Source organism: uncultured Parvimonas sp. (assembly GCF_963524015.1).
Lineage (GTDB): Bacteria > Bacillota > Clostridia > Tissierellales > Peptoniphilaceae > Parvimonas.
Genome location: NZ_CAURDT010000003.1, coordinates 114,527 through 133,119, shown reverse-complemented (window position 1 = coordinate 133,119; position 18,593 = coordinate 114,527). Strand labels below are relative to the sequence as shown.

The 18,593-nt window shown below is 28.8% G+C and carries 20 protein-coding genes and 2 tRNA genes; 13 read left to right on the top strand and 9 right to left on the bottom strand.

Annotated features, from left to right (window positions below; genetic code table 11):
• Positions 1-125 precede the first annotated feature (125 nt).
• Genes RWJ08_RS05175 through RWJ08_RS05165 form a run of 3 tightly spaced genes read left to right on the top strand, consistent with a single transcriptional unit; the run spans position 126 to position 2,493 of the window.
• Complete coding sequence (locus RWJ08_RS05175) at positions 126-941, top strand: 2-hydroxyacyl-CoA dehydratase family protein (RefSeq protein WP_313961311.1); 816 nt, start codon at positions 126-128, stop codon at positions 939-941.
• Positions 942-964: 23 nt separating this feature from the next.
• Entirely contained in the window at positions 965-2,239 is a 1,275-nt protein-coding gene (locus RWJ08_RS05170; RefSeq protein WP_313961310.1) for a double-cubane-cluster-containing anaerobic reductase, read from the top strand.
• Positions 2,239-2,493 carry a DUF3343 domain-containing protein gene (locus RWJ08_RS05165; protein ID WP_039868531.1) on the top strand — a complete coding sequence of 85 codons (255 nt, stop codon included), beginning with the start codon at positions 2,239-2,241 and terminating at the stop codon, positions 2,491-2,493. The genes RWJ08_RS05170 and RWJ08_RS05165 overlap by 1 nt, the downstream gene beginning before the upstream one ends.
• Positions 2,494-2,533: 40 nt before the next feature.
• Here RWJ08_RS05165 and RWJ08_RS05160 read toward each other — a convergent pair whose 3' ends face one another.
• From RWJ08_RS05160 to RWJ08_RS05125, 8 genes are all read right to left on the bottom strand, one after another.
• Positions 2,534-2,986, bottom strand: a complete 453-nt coding sequence (locus tag RWJ08_RS05160; protein ID WP_313961309.1) for a hypothetical protein — start codon at positions 2,984-2,986, stop codon at positions 2,534-2,536.
• Between the two features lie 17 nt (positions 2,987-3,003).
• Positions 3,004-3,435, bottom strand: a complete 432-nt coding sequence (locus tag RWJ08_RS05155; RefSeq protein WP_313961308.1) for a hypothetical protein — start codon at positions 3,433-3,435, stop codon at positions 3,004-3,006.
• 30 nt (positions 3,436-3,465) lie between these two features.
• Entirely contained in the window at positions 3,466-4,536 is a 1,071-nt protein-coding gene (locus tag RWJ08_RS05150) for a PIN/TRAM domain-containing protein (protein WP_313961307.1), read from the bottom strand.
• Positions 4,537-4,545: 9 nt separating this feature from the next.
• A complete protein-coding gene (locus RWJ08_RS05145; protein WP_009354432.1) occupies positions 4,546-5,025 on the bottom strand; it encodes a CarD family transcriptional regulator in 480 nt (159 codons plus the stop codon).
• Positions 5,026-5,127: 102 nt separating this feature from the next.
• A complete protein-coding gene (locus RWJ08_RS05140) occupies positions 5,128-6,030 on the bottom strand; it encodes a ribonuclease H-like domain-containing protein (protein WP_313961306.1) in 903 nt (300 codons plus the stop codon).
• Between the two features lie 78 nt (positions 6,031-6,108).
• A tRNA-Leu gene (locus tag RWJ08_RS05135) sits at positions 6,109-6,192 on the bottom strand.
• A 5-nt stretch (positions 6,193-6,197) separates the two neighbouring features.
• Positions 6,198-6,274 (bottom strand) — tRNA-His (locus tag RWJ08_RS05130).
• Positions 6,275-6,361: 87 nt separating this feature from the next.
• The gene (locus tag RWJ08_RS05125) at positions 6,362-6,862 is read right to left on the bottom strand and encodes a Fur family transcriptional regulator (protein ID WP_009354671.1); all 501 of its coding nucleotides are present in this window, start codon (positions 6,860-6,862) and stop codon (positions 6,362-6,364) included.
• A 111-nt stretch (positions 6,863-6,973) separates the two neighbouring features.
• Between RWJ08_RS05125 and RWJ08_RS05120 the strand changes: the two genes are divergently transcribed.
• The 10 genes from RWJ08_RS05120 to RWJ08_RS05075 all read left to right on the top strand — a co-directional run bounded on the left by RWJ08_RS05120 (position 6,974) and on the right by RWJ08_RS05075 (position 17,014).
• Positions 6,974-7,930 (top strand): metal ABC transporter solute-binding protein, Zn/Mn family, encoded by a 957-nt coding sequence (locus RWJ08_RS05120; protein WP_313961305.1) that lies wholly within the window; start codon positions 6,974-6,976, stop codon positions 7,928-7,930.
• A 7-nt stretch (positions 7,931-7,937) separates the two neighbouring features.
• Positions 7,938-8,609, top strand: coding sequence for a metal ABC transporter ATP-binding protein (locus tag RWJ08_RS05115; RefSeq protein ID WP_313961304.1), 672 nt, complete (start codon positions 7,938-7,940; stop codon positions 8,607-8,609).
• Entirely contained in the window at positions 8,609-9,412 is an 804-nt protein-coding gene (locus RWJ08_RS05110; RefSeq protein WP_009354672.1) for a metal ABC transporter permease, read from the top strand. The genes RWJ08_RS05115 and RWJ08_RS05110 overlap by 1 nt, the downstream gene beginning before the upstream one ends.
• A gap of 97 nt (positions 9,413-9,509) precedes the next feature.
• The gene (locus RWJ08_RS05105) at positions 9,510-10,496 is read left to right on the top strand and encodes a lipoate--protein ligase (protein ID WP_313961303.1); all 987 of its coding nucleotides are present in this window, start codon (positions 9,510-9,512) and stop codon (positions 10,494-10,496) included.
• A 10-nt stretch (positions 10,497-10,506) separates the two neighbouring features.
• The gene (lipA, locus tag RWJ08_RS05100) at positions 10,507-11,361 is read left to right on the top strand and encodes a lipoyl synthase (protein ID WP_009354854.1); all 855 of its coding nucleotides are present in this window, start codon (positions 10,507-10,509) and stop codon (positions 11,359-11,361) included.
• Positions 11,362-11,463: 102 nt separating this feature from the next.
• Positions 11,464-12,393 carry an alpha/beta fold hydrolase gene (locus tag RWJ08_RS05095; RefSeq protein WP_313961302.1) on the top strand — a complete coding sequence of 310 codons (930 nt, stop codon included), beginning with the start codon at positions 11,464-11,466 and terminating at the stop codon, positions 12,391-12,393.
• Positions 12,394-12,428: 35 nt separating this feature from the next.
• The gene (locus RWJ08_RS05090; protein WP_313961301.1) at positions 12,429-13,043 is read left to right on the top strand and encodes an SAP domain-containing protein; all 615 of its coding nucleotides are present in this window, start codon (positions 12,429-12,431) and stop codon (positions 13,041-13,043) included.
• Between the two features lie 345 nt (positions 13,044-13,388).
• Positions 13,389-14,699, top strand: coding sequence for an NCS2 family permease (locus RWJ08_RS05085; protein ID WP_313961300.1), 1,311 nt, complete (start codon positions 13,389-13,391; stop codon positions 14,697-14,699).
• Positions 14,700-14,825: 126 nt separating this feature from the next.
• Entirely contained in the window at positions 14,826-16,418 is a 1,593-nt protein-coding gene (locus tag RWJ08_RS05080; protein WP_313961299.1) for an ATP-binding cassette domain-containing protein, read from the top strand.
• Positions 16,419-16,675: 257 nt separating this feature from the next.
• The gene (locus RWJ08_RS05075) at positions 16,676-17,014 is read left to right on the top strand and encodes a hypothetical protein (RefSeq protein ID WP_313961298.1); all 339 of its coding nucleotides are present in this window, start codon (positions 16,676-16,678) and stop codon (positions 17,012-17,014) included.
• Positions 17,015-17,085: 71 nt separating this feature from the next.
• On the opposite strand, the gene RWJ08_RS05070 is transcribed toward RWJ08_RS05075, so the two are convergent.
• The gene (locus tag RWJ08_RS05070; protein ID WP_313961297.1) at positions 17,086-18,459 is read right to left on the bottom strand and encodes an amino acid carrier protein; all 1,374 of its coding nucleotides are present in this window, start codon (positions 18,457-18,459) and stop codon (positions 17,086-17,088) included.
• Between the last annotated feature and the right edge of the window lie 134 nt (positions 18,460-18,593).

Sequence of the window (18,593 nt, the reverse complement as noted above, 5' to 3'; positions counted from 1 at the left end):
TTGGAGGTGAGTAATTAAATAGTCAGATACAGTGTAAAAAGTAATTTTATCATAGAATTTCTTGAATAATATCTAAAGGATTAAATAAAGAAAATTTGAGGAGATATGACTGGATAGAAAAAATTATGGAAGATTTGAGAGAAGAAATTTTAGAACTTAGGCGAAATGCTTTTGTAGAAACAATAATGGGCTTGGAGAATGAAATATACATAATAGGTTACTTGGGAAGAACTGTTCCAAAAGAGATATTTTATGGTTTTGACCTAGTGCCCTTACCTTTGGACGGAATAGATAAATACATATTGGAATATTCAAATGAAAAAGATTTGTGTAGCATAATTGATTCAACTTTGGCTTATGCTATGACAAAAAAATGCCCTTTACTTTATAATGCAAAATTGGTTGTTGTAGATAATTCCTGTCCTTTACTTTTAAAAATATTAAAAGAAAATTTAAAGGACAAGATTTTTTTCTATGATGGTAATATAAATAATTTAAAAAATAGAGTGGAGGACGTTTATAAAAGAGATTTTTCTGAAACAAATTTCTTAAAAGCCGTTGAGTTATCTAAAAATATTTCTTCAAAATTGGAAAAACTTTCCAAAACCAATATTGATTCCAGATTTTTATACGAAGTAGAATTTTATACTCAATTTATTTTATCTTTGGAAGAAAAAAATAATATGATTGATAGAGTGTTGTCTAATTTTAAAGATGTTAATAAAAAAAGGCAGAAGCTATATGTTCCAAGAGCAATTCAGATTTTAGATTATATCGATAAAAAATATAAGGACTATAAAATCATAGAAAATTTTTGTCTTGGAGAAGTTTTTAAGACTTATAAAAGTAGTGGTTATGAGTTTTTAAAAGAGAAGTATAATTCTAAAAAATCAGATAAATTAGATATTTTATTTCAAGATTGTCCCTATGATAATAAATAAAAATTTATTTTAGGAGGCAAAAAATGGCTGATTACAGAAAAATGTGGGAAGAATTAGATATGGACGTAAATACTCATGATATTTTATGCGAAGTGTTACCTGTCGCATTTGGGGATGTTTTTTTAAGTCAAGAGAACAGACCAGAGAGTATGGATTATTTTAATATGGTAGTTGCAGAAATTCATGGGATTAGACCTGCAGAACTTATTGAATTTCAAAAGAAGGGTGGAAAAGTTGTAGGCTCTTTTTGTATCCACGTTCCAGATGAAGTGGTGGTTGCGGCTGGAGCTATCGCAACAGGTTTATGTAGTGGATCTCAATTTTGGGTTCCGGGTGGAGAAAAGGTACTTCCAACTTCAACTTGTCCATTGATTAAGGCGTCTTTAGGTGCAAGATTTGATAGAACTTGTCCTTTCTTTAGAATTGCTGACCTTTTCGTTGGAGAAACAACTTGTGATGGAAAGAAAAAAGCTTGGGAAATTTTAGCAAAAGATGCTCCAATGTATATAATGGATATTCCACAAATGAAGAGAGAAAAAGACTTTGTTAAGTGGAAAGAAGAAATAAAAGATTATATGGCTGAATTGGAGAAATTGACTGGAAATAAAATTACAGAAGAAAGCCTAAGAAAAGCTATTGTAACTTTAAATAATAAGAGAAGAGCTTTACAAAGATTAAATAGCTTTAGAAAACTTGAAAATGTACCAATTTCAGGAAGAGATGTACTACTTATTACACAAATAGCATTTTATGATGACCCTGAAAGATTTACTGCACAGGTAAATAGACTTTGTGATGAACTTGAAGAAAGAGCAAAGAATAATGTTAGTGTATTCAAAAAAGGTACAAAGAGAATATTGTTAACTGGAACTCCACTTTCAATTCCAAACTGGAAAATTCATCAAATCGTTGAAAATATTGGGGGAATGATTGTCTGTGAAGAAATGTGTACTGGTAATAGGTATTCTGAACATCTAGTAGATGAAAATGGAAAGACAATGGATGAAATGGTAGAAAATCTAACTCGTAGATATTTAGGAAGTATAAATTGTGCATGCTTTACTCCAAATACTGAAAGAGTTGAAGATATAATAAGATTAGTTAAAGAGTATAATATTGATGGAGTTATCGATGTAAACTTGAAGTTCTGTACACTTTATGACACAGAGGGAACTATAGTTGAAAAAGCATTGAAAGAAGCTAAAATTCCTGTTCTAGGAATTGAAACTGACTATACTGACTCAGACAGTGAACAATTAAAAACAAGAATTGGTGCATTCATAGAGATGTTAAGCTAATGCTATATTATATATTCTTTAAAGATACCAAAAGTGGACAGGAGCTTTATAAATTAATGAGAGAAAATGGAATAAAATGCACAATAGCACCAACTCCAAAAACTGAAGATCACTGTTGCGGAATAAGTATTTTATTTTATGATATTGAAGATAAAGCATTAATTAAAAAATTGATTTTTGAAAATGGTATCGAAATTTTAAAATTTTATGAAAAAGAGAAAGATATAAATCCGGATAGGATGAAATTTTGTTAAAAAAACTTCGACAATTATGTCGAAGTTTTACTTTTTCTGATTATCTTTCAACACTGAATTTAAAAGTTTCTTCATCTTTATCAAAAGTTAAAGAATAAGTTTTTCCTTTTTCAACTTCTAGTGAAAGTTTTGTAGGTCCCCAAGTTGTAGTTACATTTTTATGTAGAACTCCAGGTCTTGTATAGCTGTAAGTAAGTTCTACATCAACAGTTCCTGGTAATGCATAAATTACAGACTTAGTTCCTTCATAAGCGATTTTTGGATAAGCATTTGGACTTAAAATTTTTTCAGAAAGTGTTTTTGTAGTAATTGCATTAAAACCAGTATTTAAATAGATTTTAACCGCATCAGGATGATCTGAAAGCCATTTATCATATCCTTGTTTTCTTTTTTTCATCCAAATAATCATTCCAACAATGTAAACAATAAAAACAGCAGGAATGATATAAGCCATAATACCCATATTTTTAATCATTTGTGAAAAATTACTCATAATTTCCTCCTATATATTTATTCCGCTTTAAGCGTAATTGATTCTGCTTTATCTCCGACTATACTAAGATCTTCAATAAGTTTTTGGAACTGATTGTAACCTAATAATGATAAATCATAACTTTTAGTGTTATCATTTGAATCGATAACATATAAAGTAAAAATATCATTCTTAACTCTAGCTTTAATTGCACATTCATCTATTACATATTCATCAATTTTTTTACCTTTCACTATTGTGAGTGTTTCATCAGTAACTTTAACATATAACTTTCTGTCTCCAAGAGTCATAACTAATGATGAAATAGCCACAATTGATACGATAATTACATTAACATAAAGTTGAACAAAAAATCGTAGAATAAATGCTAAAAATGCACAGGCTGCAACCAATATTACTAATTCCTTTACAACTTGAAAAGAAGTTGATTTGTAAATTCTCTCGTTCATAAAATCCTCCCTTGTAATTACATAATATATCTATTTTAAATTCTTTCTAGTAAAAATCATTTTACCTGCGGGAGTTTGCAATATACTCGTTACAGTTGTTTCTATTGTTTGACCAATATAATCTTTCCCATCTTCAACTACAATCATAGTTCCGTCAGAAAGATAACCAAGACCTTGTTCAGGTTCTTTACCGCGATTGATAACTTCAACAATGAGCTTTTCACCTTGGATTACAACTGGTTTTACTGCAAGAGCAAGCTCATTTATATTAAGTATAGAAATTTTTTGAAGAGATGCAACTTTGTTCAAATTGTAGTCATTTGTAATAAGTTTTCCGTGATAATCTTCTGTCAATTTTAAAAGTTTATGGTCAACTTCTTTGATATTCTTGTAATCTTTATCTACAATTTTTATTTCAATATTTTTTTCATTTTGTAGTAAATCTAAAATATCAAGTCCTCGTCTACCTCTTTGTCTTCTATTTGGGTCTTCAGAATCTGCGATATATTGCAATTCTTTAACCATAAACATAGCAATAATAATTGGACCTTCTAAAAATCCAGTTTTTATTATATCGTAAATTCTTCCGTCAATTATAACAGAAGTATCTAAAATTTTAGGACAAGAGTGTCCTTTTTTAATATTTTTTTCTCTTGAAAAAAGTTTAAATTTCAATATTTCTTCTTTTTTGTCTCTTGCAATTTTAATTCCAATAAATCCAAGTGCGATATATATAAATATAGTAATTGTTGCACTTAGTAAATTTCCAATTACTGGAAATTTAATATTAGAAATTGGTAAAGAAATTAAAAAAGCTATAACTAATCCAATTATAAGTCCAACAATTGCAGAAACAATATCTGAAGTTGGAGTTTTTTGAACTTTTTTAATCATATCATCAAAATTATCTGTAAGTTTCTTAAAAATTATCGGGAATAATAAATAAAAAATAATACCAAAAATAATTGCAAAAATAGAATAAATTGAAACTAAAACAGATTTATTTAATTCTAATTCTGTTACTTGACCAAATGCGTAAGCTAATAAAATTCCTATAAGCCCACCAAAAATAAGGGTCAAGTACCTTAAAATTTTAAGCATACCTTCCTCCTAGTGTTCCATAGAATAATCTATTATTTTGTTGATTTTGTTTTTCGGAAAACCGCTGACCATAACAAATTCAGAAATTAAAATTCGTCTTGCAAGGTTTAACATAAACAATTCTTTTAAAGAAAGTTTACCTTTCTCATTTCTAATAGCTAAGCCTTTAAAGACATAAGCTATCTTAAAAATATCTGAAGACTTAAGTCTTTGTGTATTTTCTTTGTATCTTTGTACCCAATTATTAGGCATAGGGCAATCGACATCATTAAGATAATTGTAAACTTTATCAAGGGTATCTTCATTGACAAGTTGTCTAAACTCAAACTTATCAATATCTACTTCTTTAATAAATATATGCAAATTTTGCTCCATTGGAAGTTCAATCACATAAAATCGTTCGCAATCGTCACCTAAGTACTTGTTTTCTATACTTTTAATCAATCCTGCACCATGCATAGGATAAAATATTTTGTCTCCAACGTCCATAGCAAACTCCTAAATTTCACCAACAACTACATAACAACCCTCCAATATTATTATACACTAAAAGATGAAAAAATTAAAGGATTTTTTATCAATTTACCGAGATTAAATTAAATTCAGTAAAAGGAGTAAATTTTCTTTAATTATTTTATTATTTTTTATTATCAGAATAAAGTTTTCAGTTAAATTCTGAGATTCTTTAAATATCTTATTTTCATATTTTGATTTAAAAACTTTGGCTTTTATATTATTTTCAATTAGACCTTCTTCTAATTCTAAAGCTATTTTGATTTCATCTTTATTGCTTGTAATACTGTAATTATTTTGATGAAAATTTATTTCTGCTTTTTCTATATTTGAAAGTCTAGCAATAAGATAATTTTTTTGAAGATAAATATTTTTTAAAATTCCTTTAAATTTTTTATTATTTATAGTCAAAATTTTATTTAAGATGCTTTCCTTGTATTCATAAATATAGCTTAAAACTTGCAAGTCAATATAATTGTGATAAATAAGTTTTGAAAGCATTTCCTTATCCTTAAGCTCTTGATACATTTTATAAATTTTAGGCATTTCTTGTTGATTAACATGGTCATGAACATCAAATCCAAGTCTTTTTCCTAAGTTTATAGCTTTTAGACTAGGTTCGTCAAGAAAGAAATTTAGTTTTTGGAATTGTCTATAAATATCAATATTCTCAAAGTCAACTTTTGAAATACTGTACTTTTCCATCTTTTTTCTAATAAATGGAAAATCAAACCTGTCACCATTATATGAGATTACTGTTTTTGAATTTAAAAGCTCTTTTACCTTTAGAATGAGTTCTTTTTCTTCTGCTTCATCTTCGATATAATATTGAGAATAGATTAATTCTTTTCCCTTTTTTTCACAAATTCCAAACATATACATAAAATCTTTAGTTCTACTAAGACCAGTTGTTTCTATATCAAATAGGGTATAGTCTTCAAAATTAGAGTCTGTTTTTTCTATATTTATAACTTTTTTCATAACAACTCCTTTTTTATTTTGTAAAGAAAAAAAGTAGAGTCAAAAAACTCTACTTTTAAACTATTACAAATAGTAACATGGTGCAGGAAAGAGGACTTGAACCCCCACGTCAATGACACTAGATCCTAAGTCTAGCGCGTCTGCCAGTTCCGCCATTCCTGCATATATGGGGTGGATGATGGGATTCGAACCCATGACCTTCAGAGCCACAATCTGACGCCCTAACCAGCTAGGCCACACCCACCAAACTTTACATTCATATTAAATGCTTGTATATTATATCAATTTATAAAAACTTTGTCAAGTCTTTAATAATAATTTTTATAAATAATTATATACAATGTTCATCTTTACATTTATGTTTACTATCTGGTTCTTTACTGGAATCTTTTATAAATTCCAATTCTTCTTTTGAAAGTTTTTTCTGACAACTTTTACAAATACCTTTGATTTCTAAATAATGACCTGTTACGATAAATTCTGTTTTATTTTCTATGTCATCGATTAAACTATGTATTGGGCAATGATTTATCGGTATTATTTTTTTGCATTTTTCACAAATTAAACTGTGAATATGTCCATTATTTAATTGATAATATGTAGTTCCATCTATTTCTGCAGTTCTTTTTGCAATATTTTTTTCGCAAAATTGATTCAATGCTCTATATATACTTGAAATACTATATTTTTCGCCTTTTGTAGAGATTGCATTGTAAATATCTTCTGCAGTAGTAGGAACTTCTCTTTTTTCTAATTCTTTAAGAATTGCCATTCTATTTTTTGTGATTTTTAAATCATTATCTTTTAGAGTTTTCAAAAAAGCCTTTTTCATAAATACTCTCCTTTGCTTGATTTTTCGACAAAATGGGTATATAATATTCTGTATGTAAATGAGTGCTATTTGCAAATGCAAATAATATTGATTAATTAAAAAGGAGTCATTATGAAAAAAATCATAACTAAAATCATTTCCTTTGCCATTATTATATCACTTTTTACAGCCTGTGGCAAAGAAAAAGTAAAAAACAACGAAACGAACGAAGTAAAAGAAAATAAAAAAGTAATATATACATCATTTTATCCATTACAAAGTATAACAAAGGAAATTGTTGGAAACAAAATGGAAGTTAGAAAATTAATTCCTAATGGACAAGAAGTTCATCATTGGGAACCAACTGCTCAAGATATGAAAAATTTATCTGAAGGTAGTGTAATTTTGGTAAATGGCTTAGGCTTAGAAAGTTGGATGGATAAATTCAAGGCATCTATTAAAGATTTAAATATTGTTGAAGTTTCAAAAGACGTTAATCTTTTGAAAGCGGAAGAAGAACATGAAGAAAATGAAAATCATGAAAGCGAAGAAAAACATCATCATGGTGAATATGATCCACATATTTGGTTAAGTCTAAGAAATATGAAAGTTATTGCAAAAAATATTTGTGATAAAGTTGTTGAGATGGATAAAGATAATGAGACATATTATAGAGAAAATTTAGCCAAGGTTCAAAATAGACTTGATGATTTGGATAAAAAATATTCTGAACAGTTGCAAAACGCAAAAATCAAGTCAATTATAACTTCACATGAAGCTTTTGCTTATCTACTTAAGGACTATGGTTTAAAACAAATTCCGATTGAAAATTTAACTTCTGATTCTGAACCTAATTTGGCAAAGATGAAAGAAGTTATAGAACTTGCAAAAAATGAGGGAATAAAATATGTTTTCTATGAAGAATTAAGTGAAAACAAGGTCGAAGAAACTATTGCTAAAGAAATTGGTGGAGAAGTTAAAATGCTCTATACAATAGAGGGACAAACAGAAGAACAAGCTAAGGAAAATAAAGATTATTTTGAACTTATGGAAGAAAATTTAAAAGCTTTAGTTGAAGCTACAAAATAGGAGAAATATGGAAAATATTATTTCAATAAAAAATTTATCTTTTTCTTATAGTGGAGGTATTAATGTTTTAGAAAATCTTTCTTTTGATATTAAAGAGAAAGATTTTATAGCTATAATTGGAGCAAATGGTAGTGGAAAATCCACTTTGTTAAAACTCATTTTAAAAGAACTTAATCCTTCAAGTGGAGAGATATTTATATCAAATACAAATATTAAAAATTTTAAAGAATGGAATACAATTGGATATGTTCCACAGATAAATGCAAGTAATATTCCTAACTTTCCGATAACTGCTTTAGAGATTGTAACTTTAAATCTTTATGAAAAAATGGGCTTTTTCAAATTTTCTAGAAAAAGTCATAATGAACTTGCAAAAAGAGCATTATCTCAAGTTAATATGCTTGAGTTTGCAAATACACCTATAAATAAAATGAGTGGTGGACAACAACAAAGGATTATGATTGCAAAATCTTTGATTAATAACCCAAAGATTTTAATCTTTGATGAACCTACAACTGGTATTGACAAAGAAAGTAAAAATCAACTTTTTAAGATTTTAACACATCTAAACAGGGTGCATGGAATTACAATTCTTCTTGTAACTCATGAGCTTGAGATTATGAAAGATAATTTGACAAAGGTTGTAGAAATAAAAGATAAGAAAGTGGTGGTAAGATAATGTTTCAACTTGAATTTATGAGAAGAGCTTTTTTAGTTGGAATTATGCTATCCATTGTTATACCTTGCATTGGAGTTGTTATGGTAAATAAGAGAAATTCTATGATTGGAGATGCCTTGTCCCATGTTTCTCTTGCTGGTGTTACAATTGGTCTTATTTTTAGAGTAAATCCAATTATAACTGCCATAATTTCCTGTGCAATTGCAAGTTTTTCTATTGAAATTATGAGAAGATATTTTCCGAAAAATTCGGATATATCAACAGCAATAATGATGAGTTTAGGTATTGGGCTTGCAGCTGTTCTTTCTGATTTTGTAAAGGGAGCGGCTAATTTCAACAGCTTTTTATTTGGGAGCATTGTAGCAATTAGTGATTTTGAAGTTATTTTAGTTACATTGGTATTTTTCATTGTAATAACAGTCTTTATAGTTTTATACAAAGCACTTTTATATGTTTCTTTTGATGAAGTCGGAGCAAGGCTTGCAGGAATTAAAGTTCAAACTGTAAATATAATTTTTACATTTTTGATTTCTCTTTCCATTTCAATAGCTTCAAGAACTGTTGGAGTTTTGATGGTTTCATCACTTATGGTAGTTCCCGTCGCATGTGCATTAAGGATTTCAAAATCGTATTTTCAAACTGTTATTTACTCAGTACTATTTGGAATGGCATTTACTATTGCTGGAATTGTTATATCTTTTTATCAGGGGTTAAAGCCTGGTGGAACAATGGTTTTAACTGGAATAGCAGTGCTTTTTACAATAGTAATAGTTCAAAACTTAAGAAAGTTATTAAAAATTTAAAGAAAATCATTTTGGTTTTCTTTTTTTGTGCACTATTTTTATAACTTATTTTGTGGTAAAATATAGTTAAGTTAAAATTAATTTATGGAGAAATATTATGATTTTTGTTGAAAATAAAAATTTTGATCCTGCATTAAATCACGCAATCGAGCTTTATCTAATGGAAAATTATGATGAAGATATTTTTATGCTTTGGAGAAATAGACCTTGTATTTTGATTGGGAGATATCAAAATATTGATTTAGAAGTAAATTTAAATTTTACAAATGCAAATAATATGGATGTAATCAGAAGATTATCCGGTGGTGGTGCAATATATTGCGATACGGAAAATATGCAATATAGTTTTATAACCAAAAAAACTGGTGATGATGTAGATTCATCTTTTAAAAAATTTGCAAAACCCGTTGTTAATTTCTTAAATTCTTTGGGACTTAATGCAGAATTCACAGGAAGAAATGACATTCAAATAGATGGGGCAAAGGTAAGTGGAAATGCCCAATATCAAAATAAAGAAAAAATCCTACATCATGGAACTTTTTTGTTTAAGGCAAATTTATATAATCTAACTAATTCTTTAAAATCAAGAGATATTAAATTTAAAGGAAAAGCTGTTCAATCCGTAAGATCTAGAGTTGGATTTATTGGTGATATGATTGATATGGATGTCGAAAGCTTTATGGATAAAGCAATTGAATACATAAAAAAAGAATATAATATAACTGATACTACGATTTTAACTGAAGAAGAGATGAAAAAAATCTATGAAATAAGAGATTCCCTTTTTGCAACAAAAGATTGGAATTATGGAAATGGCTCTTTAAAGAAAAATAGAAAGGCTGAAAAGTATTCTTGTGGAGTTGTGGAAATAGGCATTGATGTTGAAAATGGAAGAATCAAAGACATTTCGATAGAAGGGGATTTCTTTAGTGAATTGGGTATAGATAAATTATGTAGTATATTAAAAGGAGTTCAATGTTCTAAAGAAGCTGTTGAAGAAGCTCTTAAGGATATTGAAATTGATAGATACATTAAGTCAATGGATAAAAAAGTTTTTATTGATGATATAATTAAATTATTTTAAGAGGTGTAATATGCTAAGAAAAAAAGCAGAAATAATGAGAAAGCCTGAATGGTTAAAATTAAAAATTCAGGGAGATAAAAATACAACAGATGTTGAAAGTATGATTGAAGGTTTAAACTTACATACTGTTTGTCATGAAGCAAATTGTCCTAACAAGATGGAATGTTATTCAAGAAGGACTGCAACTTTTATGATTTTAGGGAGAAACTGTACAAGAAACTGTACTTTTTGCAATGTAACAAGACATGCACCTGATCCCGTTGATTTAAATGAACCTGAAAATCTTGCTAAAGCTGTTCAAATTTTAGGATTAAAACATGCTGTTGTAACATCAGTAACAAGAGATGATTTGCCTGATGAAGGTGCAAATCAATTTGCTGAGGTCGTAAGACAATGTAGAAAGTACAATCCTGAAACTACTATAGAACTTTTGATTCCAGATATGTCAGGAAGAAAAGAATTAATGGATATAATCTATGAAACAAAGCCTGATGTGTTAAACCATAACGTTGAAACAATTCCTGCATTTTATCCAAAAGTTAGACCTGCTGCAAACTTCCAAAGAAGTTTAGAGGTATTAAGATATGCAAAGGAATGTGGACTTAAAACAAAATCAGGACTTATGGTAGGCTTTGGAGAAACTGAAGAACAAGTTGTTGAAGTTTTCAAAGCACTCAGAGATGTTGGATGCGATATGGTAACTGTGGGACAATATTTGCAACCTACAAAGTTCCATATTGCTGTTAAAGAATATGTACATCCTCAACAATTTGATAGATATAGAGATATAGCTTTTGACATGGGCTTTTTAAGAGTAAACTCAGGTCCGTTGGTAAGAAGTTCATATCATGCAGAATCACTTTAATTTTTAAACTCATTTTTACATTTGTAGAAATGAGTTTTTTTAACTATATTTATTTAGCAATTTGTGGTAAAATAAATATATATTGTGATTACGGGGTGTTTTATGAAAGAATTTTATATATATTCAAGTCTTGACAATAAAAAATTATGCTGCATCGACTTTTCTGAAAATTTAAAAAATCCGAAAATAGTTCTGCAAATTTGTCACGGAATGGCTGAACATATAAGAAGGTATAAAGACTTTGCTCTGTTCTTGGAAAAACATGGAATCAGAGTTTTTGGAATGGATAATAGAGGACATGGAAAAACTTGTGAAGACGAAGAAGAGAAAGGTCATATTGCTGATAAGGAAGGTAATATAAAACTTGTCGAAGATGTTTACGACCTTAATAAATATATAAAAGGGCAATTTCCTAATAAAAAAGTTGTAATATTTGGACATAGTATGGGCTCAGTTATAGTTAGAAATTTTTTAAATAAATATTCTGACTCGGTTGACGGAGCAATAATTTGTGGAACGACTGAACAATATGGAATGAAACACAGATTTGCAATGTTATTAGCTAGAATTTTATCGAGAAAAAATGGAACTAAAAAAAGTGAATTTGTAAATAGACTGGGCTTTAAAGGATATAATTCTAGAATTAAAAATAAAAATACAGATTTTGATTGGCTGACAAGAGATGAAAAAGTTGTTGATAACTATATTTTAGATAAAGATTGTGGTTTTCTTTGTACAAATACTTTTTTTCTAGATTTGTTGACTTTAATAAAAGAAGCATCTAATAAAAATAATATTGAAAAAATAAATAAAAAATTACCGATTTTGTTTATTTCAGGTAAAGCTGATCCTGTTGGTGGTTATGGAAAAGGAGTTTTAAAGGGCTATAGAAAATATAAAAAAGTCAGATTAAAAAATATAAAAATAAAACTTTATGCACAAATGCGTCATGAAGTTTTAAATGAAATTGATAAAGATAAAGTTTATCTTGATATCTATAAATTTTTAGAAAATATATATGAAAATAACTAAGAGAGAATAAAGATGATTTTTAAGGAGGAAAAACATTGACAAAAAGACCGGAGTTTCAAGAAATTAAAACGTTTGAAGAATTTTGTAAATATTATTGGTATCGTGAAGAACTTTCTCAAATATGTAAATTACTAGGTTTAGAATATAGAGGGACAAAACAAGAACTTAATTGTACTATTGAGGAGTATTTTAAAGGAAATATCATTAAAAAGACTGTAATAAAAAAAGAAAAGAAGAAAGTGGAAAATATTACTTTAGATACGCCATTACTTGAGTGTGGTTTTTCCTTTAATGCAAAGTTTAGAGAATACTTTTCTAATTTAACAGGAATTTCACCATTTAAATTTAATGCTGATATGGCGACATCTTGGAGAAAAGTAAAAAAAGACAAAGATTTGAATTTTACAATTCAGGATATGCTAAATGTGTATTATGGAAAATCGGATTATGCAAAGTATGATAATTCAGTATGTGAATGGAATCAATTTTTAAAAGATTTTTGCTCTGATGAATCTAGTTTAGACTATTCAAATAAGTTAAAAGTTGCTTCTATTCTTTGGAAAGAGGTTAGAGATTCAAAAAACGAAAAAAAATATTCGAGAAAATTGTTAGATAAGTATTCTCGTAAAGTAAAGGAATATCGAAAATAAATCCCTGTTAATCAGACTAATAAAGGAATATTAAATCATAAAGAATTATTATTCCTTTTTTAAAATTAAATTGAGAATATTAGCTAATAAATAGATATTGACAAAAGATTTATTTGCTGTTATTATATTGATGTGATATTGATAACTCAAAGAGAAAGTGCACATAGGGTTCCGAAGATTTTTCTTGCAGGTCCAAGCTGTGCAGGTGCTATGCACTACACCTAAGGGAGAAAAGCCCAGAAGGTAGGTTTCGCTTGAAGCCTACTTTTTGGGCGTTTATTTTTTAGCTGTTATTTTTTAAGAGTTATTTTTGTTTTTTGCAAAAAAATTTTTTTAGGAGGAATTATGAGCACGTTTTTTGAAAATTTTTTCAAACTCAAGGAACACAAAACAACTGTTAGAACAGAGATTTTAGCAGGTATTACCACATTTATGACTATGGCGTACATATTAGTTGTAAATCCTACAATTTTATCCGAGGCAGGAATGGATAAAGGAGCAGTATTTACAACAACAGCAATCGCATCATTCATAGGAACAGTTATAATGGCACTACTTGCAAATTATCCTTTTGCATTAGCTCCAGGTATGGGCTTAAATGCTTACTTTGCTTATACTATAGTAATTGGTAAAGGATACAGTTGGCAATTTGCTTTAACTGCTGTTTTATTAGAGGGGATTGTATTTTTAATTTTAACTTTTACAAAAGTTAGAGAAATGATTGTAAATGCTATGCCATATTCACTTAAACAAGCAGTAAGCGCAGGAATTGGTATTTTTATAGCATTTTTAGGATTGTATCAAGCTGGACTTGTTAAACAAGGAAAGGGAATACCTCTTGACTTAGGAACAATTACAAGTACTACTTCATTAATTACAATTTTTGGTATTTTATTTACTATTTTCTTACTTGTAAAAAAAGTTCCAGGTGCAATTCTATTTGGGATGTTAGCCACTACAGCAGTGTCAATAATTTGTGGAGTTTCTGAACTTCCAAAGGCAATTATAGGTAAGCCATCAAGCATAGCTCCTATATTTATGAAATTTGATTTTAGCAAAGTTTTATCAACTGAAATGTTTGTAGCTCTTTTTGCTTTTTTATTTGTTGACTTATTCGACACAGTAGGAACTTTAGTAGGGGTTGCATCAAAAGCTGATATGTTAGACAAAGATGGAAATTTACCAAAAGCAAGACAAGCTCTTTTTGCAGATGCTATAGGAACAACTGCTGGAGCAATGTTAGGAACTTCAACGGTAACTACATTTGTTGAAAGTGCAGCGGGAGTTGCAGAAGGCGGAAGGACAGGACTTACTTCAATAGTTACAGCTATTCTTTTCTTATTGGCTTTGATTTTCCAACCTATTTTTGCAGTAATTCCTACTTATGCAACATCTTCTGCATTAATTGTAGTTGGATTATTTATGATTACTGGAATAAAGAAAATTGATTTTGAGGATTATACAGAAGCATTGCCTGCATTTTTAACTATTATTATGATGCCTCTATCATATTCAATAGCAAATGGAATTGTTTTTGGTATAGTTTCTTATGCTGTATTAAAATTAATCTCAGGTAGAGGAAAGGAAGTTTCCCCGGTAGTATATATTTTAGCTTTACTATTCATATTAAAATTTGTAGCAGAAGCATTTATGTAATAAAAAAATATTATTATTTAAAAATGGGTCTTTAAGGCTCATTTTTTAGTTGATTATTTAAACAAAATATAGTATAATCTAACTTATGTTTAATTGAATTAAGTAATATTATTATGAGGTGAGAAAATGATTAGTGTAATAGATTTAAGTTTGAGTTTTCAAGGGCAAAAACTTTTTGATGATGTAAATTTATCTTTTACTCCGGGAAATTGTTATGGAGTAATTGGTGCAAATGGAGCAGGAAAGTCAACTTTTCTTAAGATTTTAGAGGGAAGACTTGAACCTGATACTGGAAGTGTTTCTATTAAGCCAAATACTCGTATGAGCTTTTTGGAACAAGATCACTTTAAGTTTGAAGATGAAAAAGTAATTGATGTTGTAATTATGGGAAATGCTCGTTTAATGGAAATCATTAGAGAAAAAGAAGCCATTTATGCAAAGGAAGATTTTTCAGATGAAGACGGAATTTTAGCTTCTGAACTTGAAGCAGAATTTGCTGATATGGACGGTTGGAGTGCAGAGGCAAATGCTTCAGCTCTTTTACAAGGTCTTGGTATCGGAACTGAGTTGCATGAGAAAAAGATGAGTGAACTTTCAGGTAAGGAGAAAGTTAAAGTTTTACTTGCAAAGGCGCTTTTTGAAAATCCTGAAATTTTAATCCTTGACGAACCTACAAATGACTTGGATATCAAGAGTATTTTATGGCTTGAAAATTTCCTTATGGACTATGAGGGAACTGTTATTGTAGTTAGCCACGACAGATATTTTTTAAATAATATTTGTACTCATATGGTGGATATTGATTTTAGAAAGATTAAGATTTTTGTTGGAAACTACGATTTCTGGTATGAATCAAGTCAACTTGCAGCACAGATGTCAAAAGACCAAAATAAGAAAAAAGAAGATAAAATTAAGGAATTGCAAAACTTTATTGCAAGATTCTCTGCAAATAAGAGTAAGTCAAAACAAGCTACAAGCCGTAAGAAATTACTTGATAAAATTCAAATTGAAGATATTCAACCTTCAACAAGACGTTATCCTTTTGTAGGTTTTGAAATGGAAAGAGAAGTTGGAAATCAAATTTTAGAAGTTAATGAAATTTCAAAGACAGTTGAGGGAAGATTAGTTTTAGACAAAGTTTCATTTATGGTAAATAAAAATGATAAAATTGGTTTTATCGGAGATGAACTTGCAATTACAACTCTTTTTAAAATTTTAGCAGGAGAGATGGAAGCTGACAGCGGAAGTTTTAAATGGGGAGTTACAACTTCAAAATCTTATTTTCCAAAGGACAATACAGAATTTTTCAAAGACACTCCATATAATTTGATTGACTGGTTAAGACAATATTCAACAGAGCAATCTGAAATTTATATCAGAGGATTTTTGGGAAGAATGTTGTTCTCGGGAGATGAAGCATTAAAACCTGCTCAAAAACTTTCTGGGGGAGAAAAAGTTAGAATGATGTTATCATATATGATGCTTAAAAATTCTAATGTTTTAATCCTTGATCAACCGACAAATCATTTGGATCTTGAAAGTATAATCAGTTTGAATAACGGACTTAAGGCATTTAAGGGAAATATTTTATTTGCAAGTCATGATACTGAATTTATGAATACAATCGCAAATAGAATTATTCATATTGAAGAAAATGTATTTGAAGATAGACTTATGACTTATCAAGAATATATTGATAGATTCGTTGAAGGTCAATAATTAAAATAAATAAATTTAAAGAGAAATCCGAGTATGAGAACTCGGATTTTTTTGAGATTAAGACATAATTGTAACATTTTAAAAAAATATGATAATATTTTATAGAAATATTTGTAATAATGTTTCTAAAATGCTATACTATAGGTCATTTAAATTAGAGTTTTATTTAATATTAGTATTAGAGTAAACAGCTTAAAATTTTGTTTCATTACTAATACTGTAATCCAATTAAAACTATTATTTAAGGAGGAGATAGAATGTCTACAGAAAATATTATAAATGAAAATAAAGTAGAGAATGAAGAAGATAAAACTAGTCAAAATAACGAAGTGGGAACTAAATCTAATAATAAATCTACTTTTTTAAAAACTTTAGGTTATATTTTTTTATTTATAGTTTGGTCAATATTTTGTCTTTTTTTACGAGCATGGAGTGTTGTAGCCGGATTGCCTTATGATTCAATTGAATTTCGTGAAAAAGCACCTGTTTTATTAGCAGTTACAACTTTTGTATACTATGCAACTCCAATAATATGGATTTTTGTTCCGATTATAGTTATACTTTATATAATTGTAAAAACACCTGATAAAAAGTAGAAAATTTTTATAGCATGAAAAAATCCGAGTATGAAAACTCGGATTTTCTTTTTAATAAATTTTATAGAAGGCTATCTTGCCTTATCTTTTAAGTAAAATTCTCCTTCAGTATGGAAAAATTCATCTTTAGCTTTTTTAATTTTTCCACTCATAAAGATTAGTCCTATCATATTAGGAATAACTACAAGGCCTAATGTTAAGTCTAGGAATACTCCAGCATGTTTAAATGAAAGTTTAGCAGCTACAATTATCATAATAGTTGCAACAAATCTCATAATTTTACCAACTTTTGTTCCAAATAGATATTCTGCAAGTTTTTCTACATAGAATACTATTACGATTATTGTAGAAAGAACAAATAAGAATAATGAAATTGAAACAACTATACTACCAATATTTCCAAAAATTGAATTAAATGCTCTTTCAACAGCGATTGATTGGTATTCAGGATTTTTCCATATTCCTGTTGTTAAAACTATAAGTGCAGACATTGTACAAACAATTATTGTATCAACAAATACTTCAAAAACTCCCCACATACCTTGTCTTGCAGGATGATCTGTAATAGCAGTTGAATGTGCATAAGGTGCAGAGCCCATTCCTGATTCATTAGAGTAAACACCACGTGCAACTCCGTTAGTTATTGCTTTTTTTACAGCCCAACCTGCAGCACCACCAGCAATTGCTTTAGGATTAAAAGCACCAACAAAAATCATCTTAAAGGCTTCAGGAACTTTATCTATATTAATAGCAAGAACTATAAATCCGAAGATTAAGTAAATTAATGCCATAAATGGAACTAACATTTCAGTTACTTGACCAATTCTTTTAATTCCACCATAAACTACCAATATTACTAAAAGGAATACAAGTCCTATAGCAATATATCTATGAACTCCTAATTGTTCCAAAGGACCTGTTGCAGCAAGAGTTTGAACAGTAATTGAAGGTAAAATTTCAATCATAAAGAAAAATGCTACAAGTGAACCTAAAATTTTCCCTGCTTTTCCACCGATACCATGTTGTAAGTAGTAACAAGCTCCACCAACATACTCGCCTTCTTCATTTTTTTGTCTATAAAGAATACCGAGTACAATTTCACTAAATTTTGTTGCTTGACCTACTATGGCAGTAATCCACATCCAAAGTATAGAACCTGGACCTGCTATAAAAATAATTGAAGGTACAACCACTATATTTGCAGCACCGATAGATGATGCAAGGGCTGCAGTTGCTGCTTGGAAAGGTGAAACAGTTCCTTCTCCGGATTTGTTTTTACTAAACATTTTTCCGAAAGTTTGTTTCATTATATAAGGAAAATATCGAATTTGAAAAAATCCTAACCTTATAGTTAAAAAAATCCCACCACCCACTAACAAAATCAATAGGGGAGGTCCCCAAAGCCAGTCTGCAAACTTGGACAATACTGAAATTAATGAATCCATAAAAATTCCTCCTTATTCAATTTCTGAAAAGCACTATACTGTAATAATGTTTTCCTTAATTATATTATACAACTTTAATCATAAGGAACAGGGACATAAAGTGAGAATAGTTTTGTAAATCTTTGTAAATTAAA

Excerpts from the sequence above, each read along its gene's own strand:
- RWJ08_RS05175 (WP_313961311.1), top strand. The coding sequence starts at position 126 with ATGGAAGATTTGAGAGAAGAAATTTTAGAACTTAGGCGAAATGCTTTT.
- RWJ08_RS05170 (WP_313961310.1), top strand. The coding sequence starts at position 965 with ATGGCTGATTACAGAAAAATGTGGGAAGAATTAGATATGGACGTAAAT.
- RWJ08_RS05165 (WP_039868531.1), top strand. The coding sequence starts at position 2,239 with ATGCTATATTATATATTCTTTAAAGATACCAAAAGTGGACAGGAGCTT.
- RWJ08_RS05160 (WP_313961309.1), bottom strand. The coding sequence starts at position 2,986 with ATGAGTAATTTTTCACAAATGATTAAAAATATGGGTATTATGGCTTAT.
- RWJ08_RS05155 (WP_313961308.1), bottom strand. The coding sequence starts at position 3,435 with ATGAACGAGAGAATTTACAAATCAACTTCTTTTCAAGTTGTAAAGGAA.
- RWJ08_RS05150 (WP_313961307.1), bottom strand. The coding sequence starts at position 4,536 with ATGCTTAAAATTTTAAGGTACTTGACCCTTATTTTTGGTGGGCTTATA.
- RWJ08_RS05145 (WP_009354432.1), bottom strand. The coding sequence starts at position 5,025 with ATGGACGTTGGAGACAAAATATTTTATCCTATGCATGGTGCAGGATTG.
- RWJ08_RS05140 (WP_313961306.1), bottom strand. The coding sequence starts at position 6,030 with ATGAAAAAAGTTATAAATATAGAAAAAACAGACTCTAATTTTGAAGAC.
- RWJ08_RS05125 (WP_009354671.1), bottom strand. The coding sequence starts at position 6,862 with ATGAAAAAGGCTTTTTTGAAAACTCTAAAAGATAATGATTTAAAAATC.
- RWJ08_RS05120 (WP_313961305.1), top strand. The coding sequence starts at position 6,974 with ATGAAAAAAATCATAACTAAAATCATTTCCTTTGCCATTATTATATCA.
- RWJ08_RS05115 (WP_313961304.1), top strand. The coding sequence starts at position 7,938 with ATGGAAAATATTATTTCAATAAAAAATTTATCTTTTTCTTATAGTGGA.
- RWJ08_RS05110 (WP_009354672.1), top strand. The coding sequence starts at position 8,609 with ATGTTTCAACTTGAATTTATGAGAAGAGCTTTTTTAGTTGGAATTATG.
- RWJ08_RS05105 (WP_313961303.1), top strand. The coding sequence starts at position 9,510 with ATGATTTTTGTTGAAAATAAAAATTTTGATCCTGCATTAAATCACGCA.
- lipA (WP_009354854.1), top strand. The coding sequence starts at position 10,507 with ATGCTAAGAAAAAAAGCAGAAATAATGAGAAAGCCTGAATGGTTAAAA.
- RWJ08_RS05095 (WP_313961302.1), top strand. The coding sequence starts at position 11,464 with ATGAAAGAATTTTATATATATTCAAGTCTTGACAATAAAAAATTATGC.
- RWJ08_RS05085 (WP_313961300.1), top strand. The coding sequence starts at position 13,389 with ATGAGCACGTTTTTTGAAAATTTTTTCAAACTCAAGGAACACAAAACA.
- RWJ08_RS05080 (WP_313961299.1), top strand. The coding sequence starts at position 14,826 with ATGATTAGTGTAATAGATTTAAGTTTGAGTTTTCAAGGGCAAAAACTT.
- RWJ08_RS05075 (WP_313961298.1), top strand. The coding sequence starts at position 16,676 with ATGTCTACAGAAAATATTATAAATGAAAATAAAGTAGAGAATGAAGAA.
- RWJ08_RS05070 (WP_313961297.1), bottom strand. The coding sequence starts at position 18,459 with ATGGATTCATTAATTTCAGTATTGTCCAAGTTTGCAGACTGGCTTTGG.